The sequence below is a fragment of the Streptomyces sp. NPDC102270 genome (assembly GCF_044766405.1).
Classification (GTDB): Bacteria; Actinomycetota; Actinomycetes; order Streptomycetales; family Streptomycetaceae; genus Streptomyces.
In genome coordinates, this window is record NZ_JBIWLX010000008.1 from 410,831 (window position 1) to 434,970 (window position 24,140).

26 protein-coding genes are annotated in these 24,140 nt (G+C 69.1%); 20 read left to right on the plus strand and 6 right to left on the minus strand.

Going from position 1 to position 24,140, the window contains the following annotated elements; translation table 11 throughout:
• The first annotated feature begins 127 nt into the window (after window positions 1-127).
• From ACIRP7_RS19275 to ACIRP7_RS19360, 18 genes are all read left to right on the plus strand, one after another.
• Window positions 128-1,234, plus strand: coding sequence for an LCP family protein (locus tag ACIRP7_RS19275; protein WP_403660532.1), 1,107 nt, complete (start codon window positions 128-130; stop codon window positions 1,232-1,234).
• 176 nt (window positions 1,235-1,410) lie between these two features.
• Window positions 1,411-1,629 carry a 50S ribosomal protein L31 gene (rpmE, locus tag ACIRP7_RS19280; RefSeq protein ID WP_403660535.1) on the plus strand — a complete coding sequence of 73 codons (219 nt, stop codon included), beginning with the start codon at window positions 1,411-1,413 and terminating at the stop codon, window positions 1,627-1,629.
• Window positions 1,630-1,732: 103 nt separating this feature from the next.
• Entirely contained in the window at window positions 1,733-2,809 is a 1,077-nt protein-coding gene (gene prfA, locus ACIRP7_RS19285) for a peptide chain release factor 1 (RefSeq protein WP_403660538.1), read from the plus strand.
• A gap of 39 nt (window positions 2,810-2,848) precedes the next feature.
• The gene (prmC, locus tag ACIRP7_RS19290) at window positions 2,849-3,694 is read left to right on the plus strand and encodes a peptide chain release factor N(5)-glutamine methyltransferase (RefSeq protein ID WP_403660541.1); all 846 of its coding nucleotides are present in this window, start codon (window positions 2,849-2,851) and stop codon (window positions 3,692-3,694) included.
• A 52-nt stretch (window positions 3,695-3,746) separates the two neighbouring features.
• On the plus strand, window positions 3,747-4,394 hold the full coding sequence (locus tag ACIRP7_RS19295; RefSeq protein ID WP_352391220.1) for an L-threonylcarbamoyladenylate synthase: 648 nt from the start codon (window positions 3,747-3,749) through the stop codon (window positions 4,392-4,394).
• Window positions 4,391-5,062, plus strand: coding sequence for a protein-tyrosine-phosphatase (locus ACIRP7_RS19300; RefSeq protein ID WP_352391221.1), 672 nt, complete (start codon window positions 4,391-4,393; stop codon window positions 5,060-5,062). The genes ACIRP7_RS19295 and ACIRP7_RS19300 overlap by 4 nt, the downstream gene beginning before the upstream one ends.
• A 325-nt stretch (window positions 5,063-5,387) precedes the next feature.
• A complete protein-coding gene (gene glyA, locus ACIRP7_RS19305) occupies window positions 5,388-6,629 on the plus strand; it encodes a serine hydroxymethyltransferase (protein ID WP_403660546.1) in 1,242 nt (413 codons plus the stop codon).
• 129 nt (window positions 6,630-6,758) lie between these two features.
• Window positions 6,759-8,072 (plus strand): MraY family glycosyltransferase, encoded by a 1,314-nt coding sequence (locus tag ACIRP7_RS19310; protein WP_403660549.1) that lies wholly within the window; start codon window positions 6,759-6,761, stop codon window positions 8,070-8,072.
• Between the two features lie 306 nt (window positions 8,073-8,378).
• Window positions 8,379-8,810, plus strand: coding sequence for a hypothetical protein (locus ACIRP7_RS19315; protein WP_403660552.1), 432 nt, complete (start codon window positions 8,379-8,381; stop codon window positions 8,808-8,810).
• Window positions 8,811-9,020: 210 nt separating this feature from the next.
• On the plus strand, window positions 9,021-9,857 hold the full coding sequence (gene atpB / locus ACIRP7_RS19320) for a F0F1 ATP synthase subunit A (RefSeq protein ID WP_403660711.1): 837 nt from the start codon (window positions 9,021-9,023) through the stop codon (window positions 9,855-9,857).
• Window positions 9,858-9,931: 74 nt separating this feature from the next.
• Entirely contained in the window at window positions 9,932-10,168 is a 237-nt protein-coding gene (locus ACIRP7_RS19325) for an ATP synthase subunit C (RefSeq protein WP_033285402.1), read from the plus strand.
• A gap of 41 nt (window positions 10,169-10,209) precedes the next feature.
• Window positions 10,210-10,755, plus strand: a complete 546-nt coding sequence (locus ACIRP7_RS19330; protein ID WP_390005528.1) for a F0F1 ATP synthase subunit B — start codon at window positions 10,210-10,212, stop codon at window positions 10,753-10,755.
• Entirely contained in the window at window positions 10,752-11,567 is an 816-nt protein-coding gene (locus tag ACIRP7_RS19335; protein ID WP_403660556.1) for a F0F1 ATP synthase subunit delta, read from the plus strand. Before ACIRP7_RS19330 ends, ACIRP7_RS19335 begins: the two co-directional genes overlap by 4 nt.
• A gap of 125 nt (window positions 11,568-11,692) precedes the next feature.
• Window positions 11,693-13,282 carry a F0F1 ATP synthase subunit alpha gene (gene atpA, locus ACIRP7_RS19340; protein ID WP_403660559.1) on the plus strand — a complete coding sequence of 530 codons (1,590 nt, stop codon included), beginning with the start codon at window positions 11,693-11,695 and terminating at the stop codon, window positions 13,280-13,282.
• A gap of 21 nt (window positions 13,283-13,303) precedes the next feature.
• Window positions 13,304-14,221: a F0F1 ATP synthase subunit gamma gene (locus tag ACIRP7_RS19345; RefSeq protein ID WP_403660562.1), complete on the plus strand. Its 918-nt coding sequence runs from the start codon at window positions 13,304-13,306 to the stop codon at window positions 14,219-14,221.
• A complete protein-coding gene (atpD, locus tag ACIRP7_RS19350; protein ID WP_403660564.1) occupies window positions 14,221-15,657 on the plus strand; it encodes a F0F1 ATP synthase subunit beta in 1,437 nt (478 codons plus the stop codon). Before ACIRP7_RS19345 ends, atpD begins: the two co-directional genes overlap by 1 nt.
• A gap of 217 nt (window positions 15,658-15,874) precedes the next feature.
• Window positions 15,875-16,249, plus strand: a complete 375-nt coding sequence (locus ACIRP7_RS19355; RefSeq protein WP_037721615.1) for a F0F1 ATP synthase subunit epsilon — start codon at window positions 15,875-15,877, stop codon at window positions 16,247-16,249.
• Window positions 16,250-16,391: 142 nt separating this feature from the next.
• Window positions 16,392-16,838, plus strand: a complete 447-nt coding sequence (locus ACIRP7_RS19360; RefSeq protein WP_403660568.1) for a DUF2550 domain-containing protein — start codon at window positions 16,392-16,394, stop codon at window positions 16,836-16,838.
• A gap of 9 nt (window positions 16,839-16,847) precedes the next feature.
• On the opposite strand, the gene ACIRP7_RS19365 is transcribed toward ACIRP7_RS19360, so the two are convergent.
• The 3 genes from ACIRP7_RS19365 to ACIRP7_RS19375 form a co-directional block, all read right to left on the minus strand.
• Window positions 16,848-18,671, minus strand: coding sequence for a glycosyl hydrolase family 18 protein (locus tag ACIRP7_RS19365; RefSeq protein WP_403660571.1), 1,824 nt, complete (start codon window positions 18,669-18,671; stop codon window positions 16,848-16,850).
• Between the two features lie 118 nt (window positions 18,672-18,789).
• A complete protein-coding gene (locus ACIRP7_RS19370; protein ID WP_403660574.1) occupies window positions 18,790-19,431 on the minus strand; it encodes a response regulator in 642 nt (213 codons plus the stop codon).
• Window positions 19,428-20,597, minus strand: a complete 1,170-nt coding sequence (locus tag ACIRP7_RS19375; RefSeq protein WP_403660577.1) for a sensor histidine kinase — start codon at window positions 20,595-20,597, stop codon at window positions 19,428-19,430. Before ACIRP7_RS19375 ends, ACIRP7_RS19370 begins: the two co-directional genes overlap by 4 nt.
• Before the next feature lie 150 nt (window positions 20,598-20,747).
• Here ACIRP7_RS19375 and ACIRP7_RS19380 point away from each other — a divergent pair, with 150 nt between their 5' ends.
• Entirely contained in the window at window positions 20,748-21,278 is a 531-nt protein-coding gene (locus ACIRP7_RS19380) for a hypothetical protein (protein WP_403660580.1), read from the plus strand.
• On the opposite strand, the gene ACIRP7_RS19385 is transcribed toward ACIRP7_RS19380, so the two are convergent.
• Genes ACIRP7_RS19385 through ACIRP7_RS19395 form a run of 3 tightly spaced genes read right to left on the minus strand, consistent with a single transcriptional unit; the run spans window position 21,275 to window position 23,403 of the window.
• Window positions 21,275-21,847, minus strand: a complete 573-nt coding sequence (locus ACIRP7_RS19385) for a cob(I)yrinic acid a,c-diamide adenosyltransferase (protein WP_403660583.1) — start codon at window positions 21,845-21,847, stop codon at window positions 21,275-21,277. The two genes, ACIRP7_RS19380 and ACIRP7_RS19385, sit on opposite strands and share 4 nt — an antisense overlap.
• A gap of 13 nt (window positions 21,848-21,860) precedes the next feature.
• Window positions 21,861-22,610 carry an ABC transporter permease gene (locus ACIRP7_RS19390; protein ID WP_403660586.1) on the minus strand — a complete coding sequence of 250 codons (750 nt, stop codon included), beginning with the start codon at window positions 22,608-22,610 and terminating at the stop codon, window positions 21,861-21,863.
• Between the two features lie 7 nt (window positions 22,611-22,617).
• Complete coding sequence (locus tag ACIRP7_RS19395) at window positions 22,618-23,403, minus strand: ABC transporter ATP-binding protein (protein WP_403660589.1); 786 nt, start codon at window positions 23,401-23,403, stop codon at window positions 22,618-22,620.
• An 80-nt stretch (window positions 23,404-23,483) separates the two neighbouring features.
• Between ACIRP7_RS19395 and ACIRP7_RS19400 the strand changes: the two genes are divergently transcribed.
• The gene (locus ACIRP7_RS19400) at window positions 23,484-24,125 is read left to right on the plus strand and encodes a TetR/AcrR family transcriptional regulator (RefSeq protein WP_403660592.1); all 642 of its coding nucleotides are present in this window, start codon (window positions 23,484-23,486) and stop codon (window positions 24,123-24,125) included.
• The last annotated feature ends 15 nt before the right edge of the window (window positions 24,126-24,140 follow it).

Here is a 24,140-nt window from a genome sequence, read left to right on the forward strand (position 1 = left end):
GTGCAACCCTTTCTCGAGTATCCCCGTCTGACCAGGCGGAGAGACCATGGAGCGGTACGGGTCTTGTGATGACCACGTCTGACCCTGAAAACAGGGGGTAACCGACCGGACGAGATTCGAGGAGCACATGTCAGCCGAGAGCGCGCCGATACCCGGAGAACCGGGCGGCAAGGGACGTCGCCGCACACCCCGCAGCAGGGGCCGCAAGGGCCTGCTGACCATGGCGTGGGTCGCCGCGGGGATCGTCGTGGTGGGCGGCACCGGGGCCGGTTACGTGTACTTCAAGCTCAACGGCAACATCAAGAGCGTCGACATCGACCAGGTCCTCGGCAGTGCGCGGCCCACGAAGGCCGACAACGGCTCCGAGAACATCCTCGTCCTGGGCTCCGACACCCGCTCCGGCTCCAACAGGAAGCTCGGCGGCGGCACCGACGACGGCAGCGCCCGCTCCGACACCGCGATGGTCATCCACGTGTACGAGGGCCACAGGAAGGCCACGGTGGTCTCCATCCCGCGCGACACCCTGATCGACCGCCCCGAGTGCACCGACACCGACGGCAAGGCACACGACGCCGCGTCGGACGTCATGTTCAACTCCGCCTACACGACCGGTGGCGCGGCCTGTGCCGTCAAGACCGTCGAGTCCATGACCGACATCCGCATGGACCACTACCTGGAGGTCGACTTCAGCGGCTTCGAGAAGCTGGTCGACGAACTCGGCGGGGTCACGGTCACCACGACCAAGGACATCAAGGACACCGACAGCCACCTGGACCTCAAGGCCGGCCCGCATGAACTCACCGGTGCCCAGGCCCTCGGTCTCGTCCGCACCCGGCACGGCGTCGGCGACGGCTCCGACCTCGGCCGGATCCAGCTCCAGCAGGCCTTCATCAAGGCGCTGGTCAAGAAGGTCAAGAGCGTCGGCGTGCTGACGAGCCCCAAGAAGCTCTACGACCTCGCCGACACCGCCACCAAGGCCGTCACCACCGACTCCGACCTCGGCTCGGTCAACTCCCTGGTCTCCTTCGCGAGCGGCCTCAAGCACATCAGCGACTCGAACATGACCATGGTCACCCTGCCGGTCCGCTACGACCCGGCGAACCCGAACCGGGTCCTCGTGCAGAAGACCAAGGCCAAGCAGATCTGGACGGCCCTGGAGAACGACCGGCCGATCCCGAAGTCGGCCACGGAAGGCACCGCGACGGGCCAGGCCAAGGGCGTCGTCACGTCGTAGGTCCGCGTCTGCCAGGGGTGTCCGCCGGGGGTGTCCGCCGAGGGCGGGGAATAGATCGCGGTGCCCCCTCGTTTTGGGGGATGCGGCCAGTGCTGGCAGACTGGTACGTCGGCCCCGGTTCACGCACCCGCAGCCCGCGGTGGCGACCCGGCGCCCTCCCGAAACTAGGAGACACCTTGAAGCGCGACATCCACCCCGAGTACGTCGACACGCAGGTCAGCTGCACCTGTGGCGCGTCGTTCACCACCCGTAGCACGATCCAGAGCGGCACCATCCGTGCCGAGGTCTGCTCCGAGTGCCACCCGTTCTACACGGGCAAGCAGAAGATCCTCGACACCGGTGGCCGTGTGGCCCGCTTCGAGGCCCGCTTCGGCAAGGCTGCTGCCAAGAAGTAGCGAGCCACCAGCGCCGGTCCACGCCGCACTCCTCGGAGTGCGCCGGGACCGGCGTTTTTGGTCGCCCGCCTTCCCCCTTCATCCGCAGTACAGGAGCCCAGAGATGTTCGAGGCCGTCGAGGAACTCGTCGGTGAGCACGCCGACCTGGAGAAGAAGCTCGCCGACCCGTCGGTCCACTCCGACCAGGCCAACGCGCGCAAGCTGAACAAGCGCTACGCCGAGCTCACCCCGATCGTCGCCACGTACCGCTCCTGGAAGCAGACCGGCGACGACATCGAGACGGGGCGCGAGTACGCCGCCGCCGACCCCGACTTCGCCGCCGAGGTCAAGGAGCTGGAGAAGCAGCGCGAGGAGCTGACGGAGAAGCTGCGGCTTCTCCTCGTCCCGCGCGACCCCAGCGACGACAAGGACGTCATCCTCGAGATCAAGGCGGGCGCGGGCGGCGACGAGTCCGCGCTGTTCGCCGGCGACCTGCTGCGCATGTATCTCCGGTACGCCGAGCGCGTCGGCTGGAAGACCGAGATCATCGACGCCACCGAGTCCGAGCTGGGCGGCTACAAGGACGTCCAGGTCGCCGTGAAGACCAAGGGCGGCAACGGCGCCACCGAGCCCGGACAGGGCGTGTGGGCCCGGATGAAGTACGAGGGCGGCGTGCACCGCGTGCAGCGCGTCCCGGCCACCGAGTCCCAGGGCCGTATCCACACCTCCGCGGCCGGTGTGCTGGTCACCCCCGAGGCGGAGGAGGTCGACGTCGAGATCAACCCCAACGACCTGCGCATCGACGTCTACCGCTCCTCCGGGCCCGGCGGACAGTCCGTCAACACGACCGACTCCGCGGTGCGCATCACGCACATTCCCACCGGAGTCGTCGCCTCCTGCCAGAACGAGAAGAGCCAGCTGCAGAACAAGGAGCAGGCCTTGCGTATCCTGCGCTCCAGGCTGCTCGCGGCGGCGCAGGAGGAGGCGGAGCGCAATGCCGCCGACGCCCGGCGCAGCCAGGTGCGCACCGTCGACCGCTCCGAGAAGATCCGTACGTACAACTACCCGGAGAACCGCATCTCGGACCACCGTGTCGGCTTCAAGTCGTACAACCTGGACCAGGTCCTGGACGGCGACCTCGACGCGGTGATCCAGGCCTGCGTCGACGCGGACTCGGCAGCGAAGCTGGCGGCCGCGTAAGAGGCGTACCCACGCACGAGTACGACACGGAGGACTTGCGTGAATCTGCTGCTCGCAGAGGTGGCCCAGGCCACCCAGCGGCTGGCCGACGCCGGCGTGCCCTCGCCGCGCAACGACGCGGAGGAGCTCGCCGCGTTCGTGCACGGCGTGAAGCGGGGCGAGCTGCACTCCGTGAAGGACGCGGACTTCGACGCCCGCTACTGGGAGACCATCGCGCGCCGTGAGCAGCGCGAGCCGCTCCAGCACATCACCGGCCTCGCCTACTTCCGGTACCTCGAACTCCAGGTGGGGCCCGGCGTGTTCGTGCCGCGCCCCGAGACGGAGTCCGTGGTCGGCTGGGCCATAGACGCGGTGCGCGCGATGGACGTCGTCGAGCCGTGCATCGTCGACCTGTGCACCGGCTCCGGCGCCATCGCGCTCGCCCTCGCCCAGGAGGTCCCGCGCTCCCGCGTGCACGCCGTGGAGCTGTCCGAGGAAGCCCTGCGGTGGACCCGTAAGAACGTCGAGGGGTCCCGGGTCGAGCTGCGCCAGGGCAACGCCCTGGACGCCTTCCGCGACCTCGACGGCCATGTCGACCTGGTCATCTCCAACCCGCCGTACATCCCGCTCACCGAGTGGGAGTACGTCGCTCCCGAGGCGCGGGACTACGATCCCGAACTCGCCCTGTTCTCGGGGGAGGACGGCCTCGACCTCATCCGCGGTCTGGAACGGACCGCACACCGGCTGCTGCGCCCGGGCGGTGTCGTCGTCATCGAGCACGCCGACACCCAGGGCGGCCAGGTGCCGTGGATCTTCACCGAGGAGCGGGGCTGGGCCGACGCTGCCGACCACCCCGACCTCAACAACCGCCCCCGGTTCGCGACGGCCCGCAGGGCGATGCCGTGAGCCACACCCCCAAGACTCCAGAGCAGTACGTGTACGAGGAGGCCCGCTAGATATGGCACGGCGATACGACACCAACGACGCGACCGACCGCACGACCGGTCTGCGCGAAGCCGCGTCCGCCGTCCGCCGTGGCGAGCTCGTGGTCCTCCCGACCGACACGGTGTACGGCATCGGCGCCGACGCGTTCTCCTCCGAGGCCGTCTCCGACCTCCTGGAGGCCAAGGGCCGGGGCCGCAACATGCCCACCCCCGTGCTGATCGGCTCCCCGAACACCCTCCACGGTCTCGTCACCGACTTCTCCGAGCTGGCCTGGGAACTCGTCGACGCCTTCTGGCCGGGCGCGCTCACGCTCGTCGCCAGGCACCAGCCGTCCCTGCAGTGGGACCTGGGTGACACGAGGGGCACGGTGGCCGTCCGGATGCCGCTGCACCCGGTCGCCATCGAGCTGCTGACCGAGGTCGGCCCCATGGCGGTCTCCTCCGCCAACCTGACCGGTCACCCGTCGCCGGAAACCTGTGACGCCGCGCAGGAGATGCTCGGCGACTCGGTCTCCGTCTACCTCGACGGCGGCCCGACCCCGGGCAACGTCCCGTCCTCGATCGTCGACGTCACCCGCGAGGTGCCCCTGCTGCTGCGCGCGGGCGCGATCTCCGCGGACGAGCTCAGGAAGGTCGTACCCGACCTCGAGGTGGCGAATTGACGGCCCCTGACGCGGGGCGTGGCATATGGGACGGGGAAGAGACGCGGACCTTCACAGGGCTCCCGCGTGACAGCTTCCGCATCCTCCACGTCAGCACCGGCAACGTCTGCCGCTCGCCGATCACCGAGCGGCTGACCCGGCATGCCCTGGCGGACCGGCTGGGCGACCCGCTGTGGGGCGGCCTGGTCGTGGAGAGCGCGGGGACCTGGGGCCACGAGGGCGCGCCCATGGAGGCCAACGCGGAGGCGGTGCTGGCCGAATTCGGCGCGGACGCCTCCGGCTTCACCGGGCGCGAGCTCCTCGACGAACACGTGATCATGGCCGACCTGGTCCTGACCGCCACCCGCGACCACCGCCAGCAGGTCATCTCGATGGGCCACTCGGCGGGCCTGCGCACCTTCACCCTGAAGGAGTTCACCCGTCTGGTGAAGGCGATCGACACGGCGACCCTGCCTCCCCTGGAGGAGGGCCTGGTGATCCGCGCACGCGCCCTGGTCCGCGCCGCGGCGGCTCTACGCGGGTGGCTCCTGGCCCCGACCGCGGAGGCCGACGAGGTCTTCGACCCGTACGGGGCACCGCTGCCCTTCTTCCGCTCGATCGGGGACGAGATACACGAGGCGCTGGATCCGGTGGTGACGGCGCTGACGGGGGTTCCCGCGCGCACGTGACGCCGGGCGGGGCGGCACCCGAGCCGGCGGACGGAGTCCGACGCAGCGGCCCGAAGCCCGGGAGGCCCGCCAGGGCCGAGCGGTGCGAGGGGCGCGTCGGGGATGGGGCTGCACGAGGCGCTGGATCCGGTGGTGACGGCGCTGACGGGGGTTCCCGCGCGCACGTGACGCCGGGCGGGGGCGCGTTGGGGTTGGGGCTGCACGAGGCGCTGGGTCCTGCGTCACCGCGCTGACGGGTGTACCCGCAAGGACGCAACGACCGGGCACCCGGCGGGCCCCGGGCCTACATTGGACGTACGTCATCGTCGACGCCCCGGAGTCCACCATGTCGGTCACCCATGCGCCCCAGGCCGCAGACGTCCTCACACGGCAGGACCCCGAGCTGGCCGAGATCCTGCTCGGGGAGCTCTACCGGCAGTCGTCGGCGCTTCAGCTCATCGCCGCCGAGAACTTCTGCTCGCCGGCCGTGCTGGCCGCGCTGGGCTCCGCGCTGGCCAACAAGTACGCCGAGGGTTATCCGGGGTCCCGGCACCACGGCGGCTGCGAGATCGTCGACGTCGCCGAGCGGCTCGCCGTGGACCGGGCGAAGTCCCTGTTCGGCGCCGAGCACGCCAACGTGCAGGCCCACTCCGGCTCTTCGGCGGTCCTGGCCGCCTACGCCGCGCTCCTGCGCCCCGGCGACACCGTCCTCGCCCTCGGCCTGCCCTACGGCGGCCACCTCACCCACGGCTCGCCCGCCAACTTCTCCGGCCGCTGGTTCGACTTCGTCCCCTACGGCGTCGACGCCGAGACCGGGCTCATCGACCACGACCAGGTCCGGACACTGGCCCGCACCCACCGGCCCAAGGCGATCGTGTGCGGCTCCATCGCCTACCCCCGGCACATCGACTACGCCTTCTTCCGCGAGGTCGCCGACGAGGTGGGCGCCTATCTCATCGCCGACGCCGCCCACCCCATCGGGCTCGTCGCCGGGGGAGCGGCGCCCAGTCCTGTGCCGTACGCCGACATCGTCTGCGCCACCACGCACAAGGTGCTGCGCGGGCCCCGCGGCGGGATGATCCTCTGCGGAAGCGAACTGGCCGAGCGGGTCGACCGGGCCGTCTTCCCGTTCACGCAGGGCGGCGCGCAGATGCACACCATCGCCGCGAAGGCGGTCGCGTTCGGCGAGGCGGCGACACCGGCGTTCTCCGCGTACACCCATCAGGTGGTCGCCAACGCGCGGGTGCTCGCGGCCGGGCTGGCCGACGAAGGACTCGTCGTCACCACCGGCGGAACCGACACCCACCTCGTGACGGCCGATCCGGCGCCGCTCGGCGTCGACGGGCGCGCGGCGCGGGGACGGCTCGCGGCCGCGGGGATGGTGCTCGACTGCTGTGCGCTGCCTCACGCGAACACCCGCGGACTGCGCCTGGGCACCGCCGCGGTGACCACCCAGGGGATGGCCGAGAAGGAGATGGCGAGGATCGCCGCCCTGCTCGCGAGGGTGGTGCGCGGCGAGGTCGAGAGCGCCGGGGCACGTGAAGAAGTACGGGATCTGGTCGGCGGATTTCCGCCGTATCCGGCCTGAGCGAGGGTATTCGCACCTGGGTGCACAGCCGCACGTGCAACCATCGGCTCTACCCGGATGTCCACAACCATATGCGTGCGTCGCTAGGGTGTGGGGCTGAGATGGCCAGCGAGACCTGTGGGGAAGCCTGTGCGTGAATACCTGCTGACGCTCTGCATCACGGCCGCGGTGACGTATCTGCTGACAGGGCCGGTACGGAAGTTCGCGATCGTGGCCGGAGCGATGCCGGAGATCAGGGCCCGTGACGTGCACCGGGAACCGACTCCGCGGCTCGGCGGTATCGCCATGTTCTTCGGACTGTGCGCGGGCCTGCTGGTCGCCGACCACCTGACCAACCTCAGCGAGGTCTTCGAGAAGTCGAACGAACCGCGTGCCCTGCTCTCCGGAGCGGCCCTGATCTGGCTGATCGGCGTCCTGGACGACAAGTTCGAGATCGACGCCCTGATCAAGCTGGGCGGCCAGATGATCGCCGCGGGCGTGATGGTCATGCAGGGTCTGACGATCCTGTGGCTGCCCATCCCCAGCGTCGGCTCGGTCGCGCTGACCCAGTGGCAGGGCACCCTGCTGACGGTCGCGCTCGTCGTCATCACCATCAACGCGGTGAACTTCGTCGACGGCCTCGACGGTCTCGCGGCCGGCATGGTCTGCATCGCGGCGGCGGCGTTCTTCCTGTACGCCTACCGCATCTGGTACTCGTACGGCATCGAGGCGGCCGCCCCGGCCACGCTGTTCTCGGCGATCCTGATGGGCATGTGCCTGGGCTTCCTGCCGCACAACATGCACCCCGCGCGGATCTTCATGGGCGACTCCGGCTCGATGCTCATCGGCCTGGTGCTGGCCGCGGGCGCGATCTCCATCACCGGGCAGATCGACCCGGACGCGCTGAAGCTGTTCGCCGGGTCGGAGAAGGCGGCCGTGCACCAGACGGTCCCCGTCTACATCCCGCTGCTGCTGCCGCTGAGCATCATCGCGGTGCCGGCCGCCGACCTGATCTCCGCCATCGTGCGCCGCACCTGGCGCGGCCAGTCGCCGTTCGCCGCCGACCGCGGGCACCTGCACCACCGGCTCCTGGAGATCGGGCACTCGCACAGCCGGGCGGTGTGGATCATGTACTTCTGGTCGGCGCTGATCGCGTTCGGCTCGCTCGCCTACTCGGTGAACTCCGCGTCCATGTGGATCGTGCTCGGTGTCGTGTTCCTCAGCGCGATCGGGCTCGCCCTGCTCCTGCTGCCGCGCTTCACCCCGCGTGTCCCGGTGTGGGCCCAGGCCGTCGTGCCGCCGCGCTACCGCCGCCGCAGGCGTGCCGTGGCCGCGGAGCCGGTGGAGGCGGAGGTGGAGCAGCGCACTCCGGTGGCCGTGGGGGTGGCGGGTGTCAACGGCGCGACCGCGCTGAGCACCCGTCAGCACGTCCAGGAGAGGCGTACGGCGGAGACCTCGCGCTGACGGCCAAGGTAAGAATCTGACTAAAGCATTGCCAACGCGTGGGAGTTCGGCGGGGTGACAAATCGCCCTTATACCAGACAACTCGGCCGTGTTTCCGCACGGACGGGCAGCTTCACTCTCATGTGTGACAGTGGGCACACCTTCTAGGTAAAGACCGCATCAAATAGTTTGTGATACGGTTCACGAGAACCCGGGAGAGAGCCGAAGGACCGCAGTGCGACGGTCCCTTGGCGTGAGGGTCACCCTCAGCCCGGGACTACGCTCGTCCATGACGACACACCCCCCCTTGAAAGCGGAGTTGCCGCCATGCCGTCCAACGACGTCCGGATCCTGGCTCAGGCCGCCGTGCCCACGGCTGCCGTCGGCGCGATCGCCGCCGTCGTCAGTGGTGTGGTCGCCGGTGGCAAGGGTGCGGTCGGGGCGGGAGTGGCGACGCTGATCGTGATCCTCTTCATGGGAATCGGTCTCTACATCCTGCAGCGCACTGCCAAATCGCTTCCGCACCTGTTCCAGGCGATGGGCCTGATGCTCTACACGGCTCAGATCCTGCTGCTGTTCGTCTTCGTCGCGGTGTTCAAGAACACCACGCTGTTCCACCCCAAGGCTTTCGCTCTCACGCTCGTCGCCGGCACCCTCACCTGGATCGCCGCGCAGACACGCGCCCACATGAAGTCCAAGATCCTCTACGTCGAACCCGATTCGGGCACCAAGTCCGAAAAAACGGGGCACTCGTCGTGAGAGGTAGGGCCGGGATAAATGCGACTGAGAGACCCTGCTATCGTCCGGTGCCAACTGCGGCATCGCGGGCGCGGGCATCCGAGCTGACGCCTGCTCGAACGCGAGGCTCGATGCCCCCCGGCCGCCCCCACATCCGTAACACCAGTCCAGTGCCGAACCGCGGCTACGCGCCGCGCCGACACAACGAGGTTGCCGTACTTATGCGCCACGCTGAAGGAGCCCGCGGTGAGTGCTGACCCGACGCAGGTGCTCGCCTTCGAGACCGACTGTCACATCTTCGACGGCTGTGGCTTCCCGGCTCCCGGCCTGCACTCGTTCCTGTTCAAGCCCCTTCTGGGGGACGGCGACAGCAACGTGTACTTCAACAAGCCGATGCTGCTGGCGCTGCTCGGCTCGGTCATCGTTGTCGGCTTCTTCTGGGCCGCCTTCCGCAAGCCGAAGGTCGTCCCCGGCAAGCTGCAGATGGTCGCCGAGTCCGGCTACGACTTCATCCGCCGCGGTGTCGTCTACGAGACCATCGGAAAGAAGGAAGGCGAGAAGTACGTACCGCTGGTCGTCTCGCTCTTCTTCTTCATCTGGATGATGAACCTCTGGTCGATCGTCCCGGTCGCCCAGTTCCCGGTGACGTCGATCATCGCGTACCCGATCGTCCTCGCGGCGATCGTGTACATCCTCTGGGTATCGCTGACGTTCAAGCGGCACGGATTCGTCGGCGCCTTCAAGAACTTCACCGGCTACGACAAGTCGCTCGGCCCGGTTCTCCCGCTGGCCATGACGATCGAGTTCTTCTCGAATCTGCTCGTCCGGCCGTTCACCCACGCCGTGCGACTCTTCGCGAACATGTTCGCGGGCCACACCCTGCTGCTGCTTTTCACGATCGCCAGCTGGTACCTGCTGAACGGCATCGGGATCGCCTACGCCGGTGTCTCGTTCATCATGGTGATCGTCATGACGGCCTTCGAGCTGTTCATCCAGGCCCTGCAGGCGTACGTCTTCGTGCTGCTGACCTGCACCTTCATTCAGGGTGCGCTCGCCGAGCACCACTGAGCACCCCCTCCAGACCCCCCCTTAGCGTCCGGTGGCCAACCCCCGCCGGTCCGTACAGATAAGGAAGAATCAGCATGGCTGCCACTGAGACCCTCGCTGCCGTCTCCGGTTCGCTCGGCTCGATCGGCTACGGCCTCGCCGCCATCGGTCCCGGCGTCGGCGTCGGCATCATCTTCGGTAACGGCACCCAGGCTCTTGCCCGTCAGCCCGAAGCTGCCGGCCTGATCCGTGCCAACCAGATCCTCGGCTTCGCCTTCTGTGAGGCGCTCGCCCTCATCGGTCTGGTCATGCCGTTCGTCTACGGCCAGTGATCTGCCGTTCATCGACAGCCCACTAGACGAAAGGCACTGACATGAGCCAGATGCTCATTCTGGCGGCCGAGGCGAAGGAAAACCCCCTCGTCCCGCCGATCCCCGAGCTCGTCATCGGCCTGATCGCCTTCGTCATCGTCTTCGGCTTCCTCGCCAAGAAGCTCCTCCCGAACATCAACAAGGTTCTGGAAGAGCGTCGCGAGGCCATCGAGGGCGGTATCGAGAAGGCCGAGGCCGCGCAGACCGAGGCCCAGAGCGTCCTTGAGCAGTACAAGGCACAGCTTGCCGAGGCCCGCCACGAGGCCGCGCGCCTGCGCCAGGAGGCTCAGGAGCAGGGCGCCACGCTCATCGCCGAGATGCGCGCGGAAGGCCAGCGGCAGCGCGAGGAGATCGTCGCCGCCGGTCACGCGCAGATCGAGGCCGACCGCAAGGCCGCCGCGTCCGCGCTGCGCCAGGACGTGGGCAAGCTCGCCACCGACCTGGCCGGCAAGCTCGTCGGCGAGTCCCTCGAGGACCACGCCCGGCAGAGCCGCGTCATCGACCGCTTCCTCGACGACCTCGAGGAGAAGGCCGAGGCCGCGCGATGAACGGAGCGAGCCGCGAGGCCCTGGCAGCCGCACGCGAGCGTCTCGACGCGCTGACGGACAACACGTCCGTGGACGCCGGCTCGCTCGCCGACGAGCTGGCCGCCGTCACCGCGCTGCTCCACCGCGAGGTGTCACTGCGTCGGGTCCTGACCGACCCGGCGCAGCCCGGCGAGGCCAAGGCCGAACTGGCCCAGCGCCTGATCGGCACGCAGGTCGGCGGCCCCGCCACCGACCTGGTGGCCGGCATGGTGCGCTCCCGCTGGTCGCGCTCGCGTGACCTGGTGGACGCACTGGAGGAGCTGGCCGACACCGCCGACCTCACCGCCGCGCAGCGGCGGGGCAAGCTCGACAACGTCGAGGACGAGCTGTTCCGGTTCGGCCGGATCGTCGCCTCGAACACCGAGCTGCGCGCCGCGCTGACCGACCGCGCCGCACCGGCCGCGGCCAAGCGTGAGCTGCTCGCCAGCCTGCTCGGCGGCCGCGCCGATGCGACGACCGAACGTCTGGTGACGCGCCTTGTGGCCGCGCCCCGGGGACGTAGCCTGGAGGCGGGACTGGAGTCCCTGTCCAAGCTCGCCGCCGAGCGCCGGGACCGCATGGTGGCCGTCGTCACCTCGGCGGTTCCGCTGAGCGACCAGCAGAAGCAGCGCCTGGGCGGTGCCCTGGCGAGGCTCTACGGCCGCCCGATGCACCTCAACCTCGACGTGGACCCCGAGGTCCTCGGCGGGATCCGGGTGCAGGTCGGCGACGAGGTCATCAACGGCTCCATCGCGGACCGTATCGAGGACGCCGGCCGCCGCCTGGCGGGCTGACAGCAACTTCATAGCAGTACGTACTTACGACGGCCCTGGTTGGGCCGTACATGAAGAATCCTGGGGGTCGCCCCCAGACCCCCAAAGTGAAACTTCGGGCCCAACAAGGAGAGCAGGGAACCCAGATGGCGGAGCTCACGATCCGGCCGGAGGAGATCCGGGACGCGCTGGAGAACTTCGTCCAGTCGTACAAGCCGGACGCGGCCTCGCGCGAGGAGGTCGGTACGGTCACCCTTGCCGGCGACGGCATCGCGAAGGTCGAGGGCCTGCCCTCGGCCATGGCCAACGAACTGCTGAAGTTCGAGGACGGCACCCTCGGCCTCGCGCTCAACCTGGAAGAGCGCGAGATCGGTTGCGTCGTCCTCGGTGAGTTCAGCGGCATCGAGGAGGGGCAGCCGGTCACCCGTACCGGCGAGGTCCTCTCCGTGGCCGTCGGCGAGGGCTACCTCGGCCGCGTCGTCGACCCGCTCGGTGCCCCGATCGACGGCCTCGGCGAGATCGAGACCAGCGGTCGCCGCGCGCTTGAGCTGCAGGCTCCGGGCGTCATGGCCCGTAAGTCGGTGCACGAGCCGATGGAGACCGGCTACAAGGCCGTCGACGCGATGACCCCGATCGGCCGTGGCCAGCGTCAGCTGATCATCGGTGACCGTCAGACCGGCAAGACCGCCCTGGCCGTCGACACGATCATCAACCAGCGTGACAACTGGCGCTCCGGCGACCCGAAGAAGCAGGTCCGCTGCGTCTACGTCGCCATCGGCCAGAAGGGCTCGACCATCGCCTCCGTGCGTGGCGCCCTCGAAGAGGCCGGCGCGCTGGAGTACACGACCATCGTCGCCGCCCCGGCGTCCGACCCGGCCGGCTTCAAGTACCTGGCGCCGTACACCGGTTCGGCCATCGGCCAGCAGTGGATGTACGAGGGCAAGCACGTCCTCATCATCTTCGACGACCTCTCGAAGCAGGCCGACGCCTACCGCGCCGTGTCCCTGCTGCTGCGCCGCCCGCCGGGCCGTGAGGCCTACCCGGGTGACGTCTTCTACCTGCACTCCCGTCTGCTGGAGCGCTGCGCCAAGCTCTCCGACGACATGGGCGCCGGCTCGATGACCGGTCTGCCGATCGTCGAGACCAAGGCCAACGACGTCTCGGCGTTCATCCCGACCAACGTCATCTCCATCACCGACGGCCAGTGCTTCCTGGAGTCGGACCTGTTCAACGCCGGTCAGCGCCCCGCGCTGAACGTCGGTATCTCCGTCTCCCGAGTCGGTGGTTCCGCGCAGCACAAGGCGATGAAGCAGGTCTCCGGACGTCTGCGCGTGGACCTCGCCCAGTTCCGTGAGCTGGAGGCGTTCGCCGCCTTCGGTTCCGACCTGGACGCCGCGTCGAAGGCGCAGCTGGAGCGCGGCCAGCGCATGGTCGAGCTGCTGAAGCAGGCCCAGTACCAGCCGATGGCGACCGAGGACCAGGTCGTCTCCGTCTGGGCCGGAACCACCGGCAAGATGGACGACGTTCCGGTCAACGACATCCGCCGCTTCGAGAAGGAGCTCCTGGAGTACCTGCACCGCAAGGAGCAGGGCCTCATGACCTCCATCAAGGAGGGCGGCAAGATGTCGGACGACACCCTCACCGCTGTTGCCGACGCGATCGCCGACTTCAAGAAGCAGTTCGAGACCTCGGACGGCAGGCTTCTCGGCGAGGACGCCCCGGCCGCGGCCAAGTGACGTAAGGAAGGGACCTGACTCATGGGAGCCCAGCTCCGGGTCTACAAGCGTCGCATCCGATCCGTCACCGCGACCAAGAAGATCACCAAGGCGATGGAGATGATCGCCGCCTCGCGCGTCATCAAGGCGCAGCGCAAGGTGGCCGCCTCCGCGCCCTACGCGACCGAGCTCACCCGCGCGGTCACGGCGGTCGGTACCGGCTCGAACACCAGGCACCCGCTGACCACGACGGCCGAGACGGTCACGCGGTCCGCGGTGCTGCTCCTGACGAGCGACCGCGGTCTCGCCGGCGCCTTCAACTCCAACGCCATCAAGCAGGCGGAGCGGCTCACCGAGCGGCTGGAGCGCGAGGGGCAGGAGGTCGAGATCTATGTCGTCGGCCGCCGTGGTGTCGCCCACTACAACTTCCGTGAGCGCAAGATCTCGGAGTCGTGGACCGGGTTCACCGACGAGCCCACGTACGCGGACGCCAAGAAGGTCGCGGGTCCGCTGATCGAGGCCATCGAGAAGGACACGGCCGAGGGCGGCGTGGACGAGCTCCACATCGTCTTCACCGAGTTCGTCTCGATGATGACGCAGACGGCGCTCGACGACCGCCTGCTGCCGCTCAGCCTCGAAGAGGTGGCGAAGGAAGCGAAGCCGCAGGGCGAGATCCTCCCGCTCTACGACTTCGAGCCCTCGGCGGAGGACGTCCTCGACGCCCTGCTGCCGCGCTACGTCGAGAGCCGTATCTACAACGCGCTGCTCCAGTCGGCCGCCTCCAAGCACGCCGCCACGCGGCGCGCGATGAAGTCGGCCACCGACAACGCCGGAGAGCTCATCACCACGCTCTCCCGACTTGCCAACGCGGCCCGCCAGGCCGAAATCACCCAGGAAATCAGCGAGATCGTCGGTGGCTCCGCAGCCCTGGCCGACGCGTCCGCGGGGAGTGACAGGTAATGACGACGACAGTTGAGACGGCCGTTGCCACGGGCCGCGTCGCCCGGGTCATCGGCCCGGTCGTCGACGTGGAATTCCCCGTCGACGCCATGCCGGAGATCTACAACGCCCTTCACGTCGAGGTGGCCGACCCGGCCCTCGCCGGCGAGAAGAAGACGCTGACCCTGGAGGTCGCCCAGCACCTGGGTGACGGCCTGGTCCGCACCATCTCGATGCAGCCCACCGACGGTCTGGTCCGCCAGGCCGCCGTCACCGACACCGGCACGGGCATCACCGTCCCGGTCGGTGACTTCACCAAGGGCAAGGTGTTCAACACCCTCGGCGAGGTGCTGAACAGCGACGAGACCTACGACGGCGAGCGCTGGTCCATCCACCGCAAGGCCCCGCGCTTCGACGAGCTCGAGTCGAAGACCGAGATGTTCGAGACCGGCGTCAAGGTCATCGACCTTCTCACCCCGTACGTCAAGGGTGGAAAGATCGGTCTGTTCGGCGGTGCCGGCGTCGGCAAGACGGTGCTCATCCAGGAGATGATCTACCGCGTCGCCAACAACCACGACGGTGTCTCCGTGTTCGCCGGTGTCGGCGAGCGCACGCGTGAGGGCAACGACCTCATCGAGGAGATGTCCGACTCGGGCGTCATCGACAAGACCGCGCTGGTCTTCGGCCAGATGGACGAGCCCCCGGGCACCCGTCTGCGCGTGGCCCTCGCCGGTCTGACCATGGCGGAGTACTTCCGCGATGTGCAGAAGCAGGACGTGCTGTTCTTCATCGACAACATCTTCCGCTTCACGCAGGCCGGTTCCGAGGTCTCCACGCTGCTCGGCCGGATGCCCTCCGCGGTGGGCTACCAGCCGAACCTGGCCGACGAGATGGGTCTCCTCCAGGAGCGCATCACCTCGACCCGTGGACACTCGATCACCTCGATGCAGGCGATCTACGTCCCCGCGGACGACCTGACCGACCCGGCCCCGGCCACCACCTTCGCCCACCTCGACGCGACGACGGTTCTGTCCCGTCCGATCTCCGAGAAGGGCATCTACCCGGCCGTGGACCCGCTGGACTCCACGTCCCGGATCCTGGACCCGCGCTACATCGCGCCGGACCACTACGAGACCGCCATGCGCGTCAAGGGGATCCTCCAGAAGTACAAGGACCTCCAGGACATCATCGCGATCCTCGGCATCGACGAGCTCAGCGAGGAGGACAAGCTGGTCGTCCAGCGTGCCCGACGCGTCGAGCGCTTCCTGTCCCAGAACACCCACGTCGCCAAGCAGTTCACCGGCGTGGACGGTTCGGACGTGCCGCTGGACGAGTCGATCACCGCGTTCAACGCGATCTGCGACGGCGAGTTCGACCACTTCCCGGAGCAGGCGTTCTTCATGTGCGGTGGCCTGGAGGACCTCAAGGCCAACGCCAAGGAGCTCGGCGTCTCCTGAACTGCCTGAGTTCGAAGTGAACCCTGTGGTTCACGCCTGAGGGGGCGGGGCACGTCCCGCCCCCTCACGCACGCCCACTGCTGCATCATCTGGGGGGCAACCCCCAGACCCCCGGCCGCGTTCCGGGGCGGGCCCCGACACCTTGGTGCTCGGCGCCCTACTAGACTTGCCAATAACACCCGGCGATGAGAGTCGGGTGGTGACCCGAGGAGCCACCTTGGCTGCTGAGCTGCACGTCGCGCTGGTCGCGGCCGACCGAGAGGTCTGGTCCGGCGAGGCCACCCTGGTCGTCGCGCGCACCACGTCCGGCGACATCGGCGTCATGCCCGGTCACCAGCCGCTGCTCGGTGTGCTGGAGTCGGGCCCGGTGACCATCCGTACGAGCGATGGCGGGACGGTCGTCGCCGCGGTGCACGGCGGTTTCATCTCGTTCGCCGACAACAAGCTGTCGCTGCTGGCCGAGATCGCCGAGCTGTCGGACGAGATCGACGTCCAGCGCGCGGAGCGGGAGCTGGAGCGCGCGAAGGCGGAGGGCGACGCCGCCGCCGAGCGTCGCGCGGACGTACGACTGCGCGCGGCGACTTCGCGCTGAACCAGCGCGGAGCCGTATGACGTCACTCAGCCGCGGCCGGCACCGGAGCGATCCGGAGCCGGTCGCGGCTGAGGCAGATCTGGATGTTTTTTCCGTTCCGTTACCTATTGAAGGTACCTAGGAGACGAGGAGGTCGGTGTCGATGGTCCTCGCTCTGACTGTGTGCGGAATCGTCGTGGCCCTGGTGGTACTGGGGCTGTTCGTCTTCGGCCTGCGCCGCAGGCTCATCCAGCGCTCCGGCGGCACCTTCGACTGTTCCCTGCGCTGGGACGTCCCGGAGAAGACCGACATCAGCGGCAAGGGCTGGAGCTACGGCGTCGCCCGCTACAACGGCGACCGCGTCGAGTGGTACCGCGTCTTCTCCTACGCCTATCGCCCGCGCCGGGTCCTGGAGCGGGCTGCGATCGAGGTCGCCGGCCGTCGTCTGCCCGACGGCGAGGAGGAGATGGCTCTCCTCTCCGACGCCGTGATCCTGACCTGTATGCACCGGGGCACGCGTCTCGAACTCGCCATGAGCGAAGACGCGCTGACCGGTTTCCTCGCGTGGCTGGAGGCAGCCCCGCCCGGTCAGCGCGTCAATGTCGCCTAGCGCGTGTGCTTACGACAGTCCGCTGTTGATGGCGCTCACCAGCTCTCCGTTGCCGGTGTCGCCGCTGAACTCCCAGAAGAACGCGCCGCCCAGGCCCTGGTTCTTGGCCCAGGTCATCTTTCCGGCGATCGTCGCGGGGGTGTCGTAGGACCACCAGTTGTTGCCGCAGTAGGCGTACGCCGTACCCGCGATGGTGCCGGTGGCCGGGCAGGACGTCTTGAGGACCTTGTAGTCCTCGATGCCCGCCTCGTAGGTGCCGGGTGCCGCTCCGGTCGCCGAGCCGCCGGGGGCGGCCTGGGTGACGCCGGTCCAGCCGCGGCCGTAGAAGCCGATGCCGAGCAGCAGCTTGTTGGAGGCCACGCCCTTCGACTTCAGCTTGGCGATCGCGTCGGCCGAGTTGAAGCCCGCCTGCGGGATGCCGGCGTACGACGTCAGCGGCGAGTGCGGGGCGGTCGGGCCCTGCGCGTTGAAGGCACCGAAGTAGTCGTAGGTCATCACGTTGTACCAGTCGATGTACTGGGAGGCGCCGCCGTAGTCGGCCGCGTCGAGCTTGCCGCCGGAGGAGCCGTCGGCGGTGATGGCCGCGGTGACCAGGTAATTGGAGCCGAACTCCGAGCGCAGCGCGCCCATCAGGTTCTTGAAGGCCGCGGCCCCGCTGGTGTCGCAGGTCAGACCGCAGGCGTTCGGGTACTCCCAGTCGATGTCGATGCCGTCGAAGACATCCGCCCAGCGCGGGTCCTCGATGACCGACTTGCAGGAGGCCGCGAAGGCGGCGGGGTTGGCCGCGGCCTGCGCGAAGCCGCCGGAGTAGGTCCAGCCGCCGAAGGAGTACAGCACCTTGATGTTCGGGTACTTGGCCTTGAGCTCACGCAGTTGGTTGAAGTTGCCGCGCAGCGGCTGGTCCCAGGTGTCGGCGGCGCCGCTGACGGACTGGTCGGCGGTGTACGCCTTGTCGTAGGCGGCGTAGGTGTCGTCGACGACGCACTTGCCGTCCTTGACGTTGCCGAACGCGTAGTTGATGTGGGTGATCTTCGAGGCGGAGCCCGAGGTCACCAGGTTCTTGACGTGGTAGTTGCGGCCGTAGACGCCCCACTCGGTGAAGTAGCCGAGCCTGACCTTGGAGCCGGTGGGCGGCGGGTCGGTGGTGCCGCCGGTGGTGTGCACCGCGACCGCGCCGCTGGCCGGTCCGGTCTGGTCGGCGGTGTCACGGGCCTGCACGGTGTAGGAGTAGTCGGTACCGGCACTCAGGCCGGTGTCCGTGTACGAGGTCGTCGTCACGGTCGCCACCTTGGCACCGTCGCGCAGCACGACGTAGTTCTTGATGCCCTTGTCGTCGGTGGCGGCGCTCCAGGCCAGTTTCACCGAGGTGTTGGTGATGCCGGAGGCGGTGGGGGTGCCGGGGGCGGACGGTGCCGCGTCCCCCGGAGTGGAGCCGCCGTCACAACTGCCGCCGTTCAGCTTGCAGTTGGCCGGGGAGCCCGCGCCGGTGCCGTTGAAGCCGAAGGAGACGGAGGCACCCGGGGCGAGGCTGCCGTTCCAGGACTTGTTCTTGGCGGTCCAGTGGGTGCCGGAGGAGGTGACGTCGGCGTCCCAGGCGGAGGTGACGGAGGTGCCGGAGGGGAAGTCCCACTCGACGGTCCAGGAACTGAGGCTGGTGGTACCGGTGTTCTTCACCGTCCACTTGCCTTCGAATCCGGTACCCCAGTCCTGGGTCTTGGCGTAGGTCGCCGTGGCGGAGGTCGCGGCCTGGGCGGGGCTCGCGAGGCCGACCAGACCGGCGAAGGGGAGCAACAGTGTCGCGAATCCTGCCGCGGCTCTGTGTCTGAAGCGCATCGTGCGCCTCCTAGGGGAGTTGGGGGCGTGACTGAGCCTTCACACCCACGGTGCCGCGAGAATAGAAAGGTCTGGACCACAGGTCAATAGGTCTGGACCACTCTGGTTCACGCCGCAACTAGACGCCCAACTCCTGCGCCAGTACGGCTGCTTGCACCCGGCTCCGCAGCTCCAGCTTCCCCAGCAACCGGCTGACGTGCGTCTTCACCGTGGCCTCCGCCATGTCGAGGCGGCCGGCGATGTCGGCGTTGGACAGGCCCTCCCCGAGACAGGAGAGCACCTCGCGTTCGCGGCGGGTGAGGGCGTCGAGCACGCCGGGATCGGTGCCCGGCCCGCGGACCGGCCTCGCGGCGAACTCGGCGATCAGACGGCGGGTGACGGCGGGCGCGATCAGCCCCTCCCCGCGCGCCACGGTCCGCACCGCTTCCAGCAGATCCCTGGCCTCGGTGTTCTTGAGAAGGAACCCGGACGCGCCCGCGCGCAGCGCCCCGAACACGTACTCGTCGAGGTCGAACGTGGTCAGCACGAGGACGTCGGCGAGCCCCTCCGAGACGACCGTCCGGGTCGCCGACACCCCGTCCAGACGCGGCATCTGAATGTCCATCAGCACCAGGTCGGGCCGCAGCTCCCGGGCGCGCTCCACCGCCTGCTCACCGTCGGCAGCCTCGCCGATCACCTCGATGTCGGGTGCGCTGCGCAGGATGAGGACGAGCCCGGCGCGTACGGCGGACTGGTCCTCGGCGACGAGGACACGGATCATGCGGATTCTCCTTCCGACACGGGGAGCGTGGCGTGTACGACCCACAGCACGTCCTGCGGTCCGGCCCGGAAGGTGCCGCCGAGCAGCGCGGCCCGCTCCCGCATACCGGCCAGTCCGGCGCCGGATCCGGGGGCCCGCGGGCCGTCGCGATGGCCGTAGGGGCTGGTCACCCGGATGTCGAGCAGACCGTCGCGTCGGCCGAGGGCGACGGTGACGCGGCCGGGGCAGGCGTGCTTGAGGGCGTTGGTCAGGGACTCCTGGACGATGCGGTAGGCGGCGAGCTCGACCGGTGCGGGAACCCTGCCGTGGTCGTCGGTGTCGAGGCGCACGTCGAGGCCGTTGGCGCGGGCGCCGTCGACCAGTGCGGTGAGGCCGTCCAGGGTGGGGGAGGCGGCGGGCTCGGTGTCGCCGCCGGCGTCGCGCAGGATGCCGATCAGCCGCCGCATCTCGGCGAGGCCCGCCACGCTGTTCTCCCTGATGACGGTCAGCGCCTGCCGTGAGGTGGCCGGTTCGTCGATCGACAGCGCGGCCGTGGAGTGGATGGCGATCGCGGACAGGTGGTTGGCGACCATGTCGTGCAACTCCCGTGCCATCCGGGCCCGTTCCGCGGTCACGGCCTGGGCGCGGTCCATCTCCGCGAGCAGCGCCGTCTGTTCGGCACGCAGCCGGGCGGCCTCGGCGGCGTCACGATGGTCGCGCACGATCCACCCCGTGGCGGCCGGCGCGTACGCCACGACCCCCACCACCACGCCGATCAGCAGCGCCTCCGGCACCCGCCACACCGCGAACGGCACCAGCGTCCCGGCCACCGTCAGCAGCCCGGTGATCCACTGGATGCGGCGGGCCGAGGCGAGCGGGCCGTAGAGCACGGCCGCGTAGACGACGTCGGTGAACATCAGGACGGTGGCAAGACTGCCCTGGGTCACGAGGTCGGCGCAGATCGCGGCGGTGGCGATGAGCAGGGCCGCGCGAGGGGCCGCGCGGCGCAGCAACTCGCAGCCGGCCAGCACGGTGAGCGGCACCAGGACCGGCCAGGGGCCGTCGAAGAGGGTTATCGGGTCGCTGGACGGCCGGGTGCCCAGGCCGATGCCCACCAGCAGCAGCCCGCCGAGCAGCCCGCCGACCGCGATGTACACGTCGAAGCGGTGCGGGCGGGGGAGGGCCATGACTCCATCCAACACGGTGGCCGCGCGCCACGCCTGATCCCCGGGAACGGTCCTGGACTGCATCTTTCGATGTAGCGCGGTTTCGTCACCGGCGACGACGAAAGCGGCCGCGCGCGTCGGGAGCCTTGAGGGGAGACGAAGGGAGTGGTCGTGGTCGTCGGACTGATCGTCGCCTGTGAGGTGGCCTTCTGGGCGCTGCTCGCGGCCGGACTGGCCTTCCGCTACGGGCTGCGCATGCCGCGTGTCGGACTGGCCCTGCTGCTGTGCGAGCCGTTGCAGGAGCTCGTGCTGTTCACGGTCACCGCGATCGACCTGAAGAACGGTGCCGAGCCCGACTGGAAGCACGGCCTGGCCGCCGTCTACATCGGTTTCACCGTGGGCCTCGGCCACTCGACGATCAGGTGGGCGGACGCCCGGGTCGCCCACCGGTTCGCCGGTGGTCCGCCGCCGGTGAAGCCGCCGAGGCACGGCATGGCCCGCGCCGCCCACGAGTGGAGGGTCGCGGGCCGCTGGATCCTCGCCGCGGTGGTCGCCGTGGCACTGCTCCAGGCCGCGGTCTGGTACGTCGGCGACGGCCAGGCCGACTCCTTGCTCGCCTGGCAGCAGCGCATGCTGTGGCTGATCGTCATCAACCTGGTCATCGCCGCCAGCTACACCCTGTTCCCCAAGCGCGAGCGCTAACGCTCCCCGCCCGGGACCCAGAGCACGTCCCCGACGTCCTTGTTGGCCGTGCGCGCCAGGATGAACAGCAGGTCCGACAGGCGGTTCAGGTAGGTCGCGGTGAGCGGGTTCATCGCCTCGCCGTGGACCTCCAGCGCCGCCCACGTCGAGCGCTCGGCCCGGCGTACGACCGTGCAGGCCTGGTGGAGCAGGGCCGCGCCCGGGGTGCCGCCGGGGAGGATGAAGGAGCGGAGCTTCTCCAGCCGCTCGTTGAAGCGGTCGCAGTCCGCCTCCAGCTTGTCGATGTAGAACTGCTCGACCCTGAGGGGCGGGAACTGCGGGTTCTCGACCACGGGCGTGGACAGGTCGGCTCCGACGTCGAACAGGTCGTTCTGCACCCGGGTGAGGACCGTGACGACCTCCTCGTCGAGCCCGCCCAGCGCGATCGCCGTGCCGATCACCGCGTTCGCCTCGTTGGCGTCCGCGTACGCGGAGATCCGCAGATCGGTCTTGGCGACCCGACTCATGTCACCGAGGGCGGTGGTGCCCCGGTCGCCGGTCCTGGTGTAGATGCGCGTCAGATTGACCATGAGGCCAGCGTAGTTACGCCCCGGACGTCCGGAAGACCCGTGTGCCCACCGTCACGGCGAGTCCCGCGAGGGCCACCGCGACCACGGCGCCGTACAGCATGTGAGGCGTCGTGTACGAGCCGACGTACGCGTCCCGCACGGCGTCCACCAGATAGCGCAGCGGCATGAGGTGGGAGAGGACGTCCAGCCAGGCCGGGCCGAGGGTCATCGGGAGCATGAGGCCGGACAGCAGCATCGACGGCATCGACACGGCGTTGATCAGCGGGCCGAACTCCTGGGGGGTACGGACCTTCATCGCCAGCGCGTACGACAGCGAGGCCAGCGAGACGGTCAGCAGAGCGACGAACGCGAAACCGATCAGGATGCCGGTCAGCGGGGCCCGGAGCCCCATCGCCACCGCGGCGAGGACCAGCAGCACTGCCTGGAAGACGAACACCGTGGCGTCGCGCAGTACCCGGCCCAGCAGCAGGGCGAGCCGGCTGACGGGGGTGACCCGCATCCGCTCCACCACGCCCTGGCTTTTCTCGATGATGATCAGGAAGCCGGCGAACAGCGCCCCGAACAGCCCCAGCTGGAGCAGCAGCCCGGGCACGAGGACCTGCCAGGAGCTGCCCTGTCCGCCGAGCGGCAGATCGGTGAGCAGCGGGCCGAAGAACAGCAGATACAGCAACGGGGTCAGCACGCCGAAGAGCAGGGCGATGCGGGAGCGCAGCGACTGGCGCAGGTAGCGGCCGTAGATGAGAGCGGTGTCCTGGAGAAGCATGGGATTCCTATACGGCTACGGGGGCGGCGTCGGTCGGCGTGGCGCTGCGGCCGGTGATCGCGAGGAAGGTGTCCTGGAGCGAGGCGTCGATCGAGCCCGCGAACTCCAGCTTCAGCTTGGCCGGTGTGCCCTCCGCCACGACCACGCCCTGATCGACGATCACCAGTCGGTCGGAGAGCGCGTCGGCCTCGTCGAGGTAGTGGGTGGTCAGGAAGACGGTCGTGCCGTACTCGTCGCGCAGCCGGCGGATCAGCTCCCACAGGCCGGCGCGGCCGGCGGGGTCGAGTCCGGTGGTCGGCTCGTCGAGGAACAGCACCTTCGGCCGGTGTGTGAGCGCCATCGCGATGTCCAGGCGGCGGCGCCGGCCGCCGGAGAGCGTGCCGCACCTGCGGTCGAGCAGCTCGGTGAGGCCGAGGTCGCGGGCCAACTCGGCGGTGCGGGCGACGGCCTGGTCCTTCGTCAGCCGGTAGAGGCGCCCCTGCGTGACCAGCTCCTCCCGCACGGAGATCTGCGGATCCACCCCGCCCGACTGGGCCACGTACCCGCACGCGCGCCGCACCCCCGCGGCGTCGGTCGCGAGGTCGCAGCCGGCGACGGTGGCCGCGCCGCCGGTGGGTGCCAGGAGGGTCGTGAGCATCCGCAGGGTGGTCGTCTTCCCGGCGCCGTTCGGGCCCAGGAAGCCGAGGATCTCGCCCTCGCGGACGGCGAGATCGATTCCGCGGACGGCCTCGACGGTGCCGTGCTTGGTCTGGAAGGTGCGGGCCAGTCCGGCCGCGCTGATGACGGTTGCCATGGAGCCAGAAAAACAGAGTCCCTGAAATTTTGCAATGGCTCCAAAATTTGAGGGAGCCCAAGAACGGATAGGATCGGGACATGGCAGAGGGGCTCAGGGAGCGGAAGAAGCGGCAGACCCGGCAGTACATCTCGGACGTCGCGACCGGCCTGTTCATCGAGCGGGGATTCGACGCGGTGACCGTCGCCGAGGTCGCCGAGGCCGCGAACGTCTCCGTCAACACCGTCTACAACTACTTCCCGGCCAAGGAGGACCTCTTCCTCGACCGCAGCAAAGGCATCGTCGACCGGCTCTCGCGCTGGGTGCGCGGCCGGGACGTCGGCGAGTCGGCGGCCGCGGCCGTACTGAGGGAACTGCGCGGCGAGGTCGAGGCGGTCTCGCCGCGGGTCGGCCTGCTGGCGGGCTACGACCGCTTCATGCGGGTCGTCCAGGACGCGCCGACGCTCCGCTCCCGGCTGTGGAGCATCCAGCAGGAGGTCCAGGAGAACCTGGAGGAGACCCTGCGCGAGGAGACCGGCGCCGCCCCCGGCGATCCGCTGCCCGCCCTGATCGCCGGTCAGATCAACTGGCTCCACCAGACGGTCATGGGCAGCATCGGACGCGAAATGGTCGCCGGGCGCAAACCGGACGAAGTGTCACGAGAGACGCTCGCGCTTCTCGACGACATGGAGGAGTTGTTGAGCGATAAGGTGCTCAACTACGCCGTACGAGACCACTCGTGACAGCTACCGGTGTGA

What these genes read in the sequence shown, in the direction of transcription:
- ACIRP7_RS19275 (WP_403660532.1), top strand. Translation starts at nt 128, where the DNA reads ATGTCAGCCGAGAGCGCGCCGATACCCGGAGAACCGGGCGGCAAGGGA.
- prfA (WP_403660538.1), top strand. Translation starts at nt 1,733, where the DNA reads ATGTTCGAGGCCGTCGAGGAACTCGTCGGTGAGCACGCCGACCTGGAG.
- ACIRP7_RS19295 (WP_352391220.1), top strand. Translation starts at nt 3,747, where the DNA reads ATGGCACGGCGATACGACACCAACGACGCGACCGACCGCACGACCGGT.
- glyA (WP_403660546.1), top strand. Translation starts at nt 5,388, where the DNA reads ATGTCGGTCACCCATGCGCCCCAGGCCGCAGACGTCCTCACACGGCAG.
- ACIRP7_RS19315 (WP_403660552.1), top strand. Translation starts at nt 8,379, where the DNA reads ATGCCGTCCAACGACGTCCGGATCCTGGCTCAGGCCGCCGTGCCCACG.
- ACIRP7_RS19325 (WP_033285402.1), top strand. Translation starts at nt 9,932, where the DNA reads ATGGCTGCCACTGAGACCCTCGCTGCCGTCTCCGGTTCGCTCGGCTCG.
- ACIRP7_RS19330 (WP_390005528.1), top strand. Translation starts at nt 10,210, where the DNA reads ATGAGCCAGATGCTCATTCTGGCGGCCGAGGCGAAGGAAAACCCCCTC.
- ACIRP7_RS19335 (WP_403660556.1), top strand. Translation starts at nt 10,752, where the DNA reads ATGAACGGAGCGAGCCGCGAGGCCCTGGCAGCCGCACGCGAGCGTCTC.
- atpA (WP_403660559.1), top strand. Translation starts at nt 11,693, where the DNA reads ATGGCGGAGCTCACGATCCGGCCGGAGGAGATCCGGGACGCGCTGGAG.
- ACIRP7_RS19345 (WP_403660562.1), top strand. Translation starts at nt 13,304, where the DNA reads ATGGGAGCCCAGCTCCGGGTCTACAAGCGTCGCATCCGATCCGTCACC.
- atpD (WP_403660564.1), top strand. Translation starts at nt 14,221, where the DNA reads ATGACGACGACAGTTGAGACGGCCGTTGCCACGGGCCGCGTCGCCCGG.
- ACIRP7_RS19360 (WP_403660568.1), top strand. Translation starts at nt 16,392, where the DNA reads ATGGTCCTCGCTCTGACTGTGTGCGGAATCGTCGTGGCCCTGGTGGTA.
- ACIRP7_RS19365 (WP_403660571.1), bottom strand. Translation starts at nt 18,671, where the DNA reads ATGCGCTTCAGACACAGAGCCGCGGCAGGATTCGCGACACTGTTGCTC.
- ACIRP7_RS19370 (WP_403660574.1), bottom strand. Translation starts at nt 19,431, where the DNA reads ATGATCCGTGTCCTCGTCGCCGAGGACCAGTCCGCCGTACGCGCCGGG.
- ACIRP7_RS19375 (WP_403660577.1), bottom strand. Translation starts at nt 20,597, where the DNA reads ATGGCCCTCCCCCGCCCGCACCGCTTCGACGTGTACATCGCGGTCGGC.
- ACIRP7_RS19385 (WP_403660583.1), bottom strand. Translation starts at nt 21,847, where the DNA reads ATGGTCAATCTGACGCGCATCTACACCAGGACCGGCGACCGGGGCACC.
- ACIRP7_RS19390 (WP_403660586.1), bottom strand. Translation starts at nt 22,610, where the DNA reads ATGCTTCTCCAGGACACCGCTCTCATCTACGGCCGCTACCTGCGCCAG.
- ACIRP7_RS19395 (WP_403660589.1), bottom strand. Translation starts at nt 23,403, where the DNA reads ATGGCAACCGTCATCAGCGCGGCCGGACTGGCCCGCACCTTCCAGACC.
- ACIRP7_RS19400 (WP_403660592.1), top strand. Translation starts at nt 23,484, where the DNA reads ATGGCAGAGGGGCTCAGGGAGCGGAAGAAGCGGCAGACCCGGCAGTAC.